General features: G+C 63.6%; 2 protein-coding genes. Both read right to left on the reverse strand.

Going from position 1 to position 1,862, the window contains the following annotated elements; all coding sequences use genetic code 11:
- Positions 1-229: 229 nt before the first annotated feature.
- Entirely contained in the window at positions 230-673 is a 444-nt protein-coding gene (locus ACESMN_RS02960) for a DUF411 domain-containing protein (protein ID WP_373052093.1), read from the reverse strand.
- Between the two features lie 214 nt (positions 674-887).
- Positions 888-1,262, reverse strand: a complete 375-nt coding sequence (locus tag ACESMN_RS02965) for a hypothetical protein (protein WP_373052094.1) — start codon at positions 1,260-1,262, stop codon at positions 888-890.
- Positions 1,263-1,862: the final 600 nt, after the last annotated feature.

Genomic DNA, 1,862 nt, shown 5'->3' on the forward strand with positions numbered 1-1,862 from the left:
CGTTGTTCGGTTTGGTGGAGGGCGTCAGCGCCGCCCAGCGCGAACGGTGGCTGGGCCGGGCTCGGACGCTGGGAAAACAGGGGCTGTAAGCAGTTTCCCGAGATCAACGGAAGCACTGAAGGCACACTGGCGCCCCACCCCCCCTGTGTTGTGCCCGACCGCAGCCGTCCGGCGCCCGCAACTCTGTCCCGGATTCGCGGGCGCCGTTCCGTTCCCGTGGAAAGCCCCGTCAATACCGAGCGAACACCCCCGTGTTGCCGTCAGCATCGAAGGTCAGTACCTGGTAGGCGTCCTGCCGTCCGGTCTCCATCCCCGGCGAACCGTGGGGCATGCCCGGCACCGTCAACCCCCGGACCTCTGGCCGCTCCGCCAGCAGTCGCTTGATGTCCTCGGCAGGGACGTGCCCTTCGATCACGTAGCCGTCCACCATGGCCGTGTGGCAGGAGGCGAGTTCGGGACTCACCCCCGCCAGCGCCTTGATGCGGTTGAGACTGCGCACGTCCACACTCTTCACCTCGAGCCCGTTCTCCTGCAAGTGGTCCACCCATTTCGTGCAGCACCCACAGGTCGGGGTCTTGTAAACCGTGATCTCCGGCTCGGCCGCGTGCACCACGCCACCGTAGGCCAGCAGAGCCAGGCCGGCGGCCAGAAACAGCCTGCGTTGTCTCGACATCAATCATCTCCTCCTGGGTCAACGGGCTCGCGCTACGGAATCGGAGCACGCAGCCGGATCGCCCACCGGTGGGCGAGGATCTTCCGGATGCGCACAGGGTATTCGATTCGGGTAACGACTCGCACCGGTCCGCTGTTGCCTGAGCCGGCCCCGATCCTTGGACTCAAGAGCCGCGGCCAGGGGCCCCGGCTCAATGCCCTGGCGCGAAAAGGCGTTACTGCCCCTGATTCTGGCGTCCCATGCCCTGGCCCATGCCCGAGCCCATGCCCTGGCCCATGCCTGGGCCCATGCCCTTGCCCATATTTTCGCGCATGGTCTGCATGTGTTCGCGCATCTGGTCACGCTGCTCCGCCAGCAACTCTTCGCGCTCCGCACCCTCCGCATCCTGGATGCGATGCATCAGTTCGTGCATCTGGAGCATGTGTTCCTGCATGTCTTCCATTCGTTGCTCCATCATTTCCTGCTGCTCGGGCGTCATCGACGATCCCGTGGCAGCACCCCGCTCTTGTGCGGATTCCTGGGCCGTGGCGATACCGGCGAAGGGAATGGCCAGGGCGGCAATCAAGGGCAGATAGCGGGTATTTTTCATGTCGATCTCCTTGTGGTGGTGTTCCATCGAAATCAGCAGGACTTCGAACCCTCTAGGACTGCTGCCGCCTGGTTACGTTCACGCAAAGCTGTCCGGGTTGGGTGGGCCGCCAACCCGCGAGTGACGGTCAGCGTCTCCAGCGCGCCCTTATCCCCGATGGGTCCGGCCGAAGTCGGACCTGCTTCATGGATGCTGGGGTCACCTCCACATCGGCCCTTTTCGGCTAATTATCTCAACAACTTAACGAAGGCCCGAATGACGATACCCCACCACGTACCCCACCCCGTTTGTTGCTGGATTTGGGAACCGAACCGGTGTGCAGCGCATCGCGCGAGGCGCGCAACATGTCGAGCAGGAGCGACAGGTCTCGGTCCGAAAGTTCAGCCATAAACCGATTCCCGTTCGCGCAGGATCGATCGTCGGCGAAGGTAATTGCGGCTTCTACCCAGCGCGCCGCGTTCGATCAGGTCGACCCGCCGCTGAAGCAGCCGCTCCAGATCCTGCTCAAACCCGAAAACCGCTTCAGCGGTGAAAGCTCTGTCTCCGGCCCGAACTCGACCAGGAAATCCGCATCACTTCGCCCGGGTGCAAAATCCTGCC

The organism is Thioalkalivibrio sp., from assembly GCF_041690275.1.
In the GTDB taxonomy this organism is placed as follows: Bacteria; Pseudomonadota; Gammaproteobacteria; order Ectothiorhodospirales; family Ectothiorhodospiraceae; genus Thioalkalivibrio.

Coding starts and splice junctions, on each gene's coding strand:
- ACESMN_RS02960 (WP_373052093.1), bottom strand. CDS start 673: ATGTCGAGACAACGCAGGCTGTTTCTGGCCGCCGGCCTGGCTCTGCTG.
- ACESMN_RS02965 (WP_373052094.1), bottom strand. CDS start 1,262: ATGAAAAATACCCGCTATCTGCCCTTGATTGCCGCCCTGGCCATTCCC.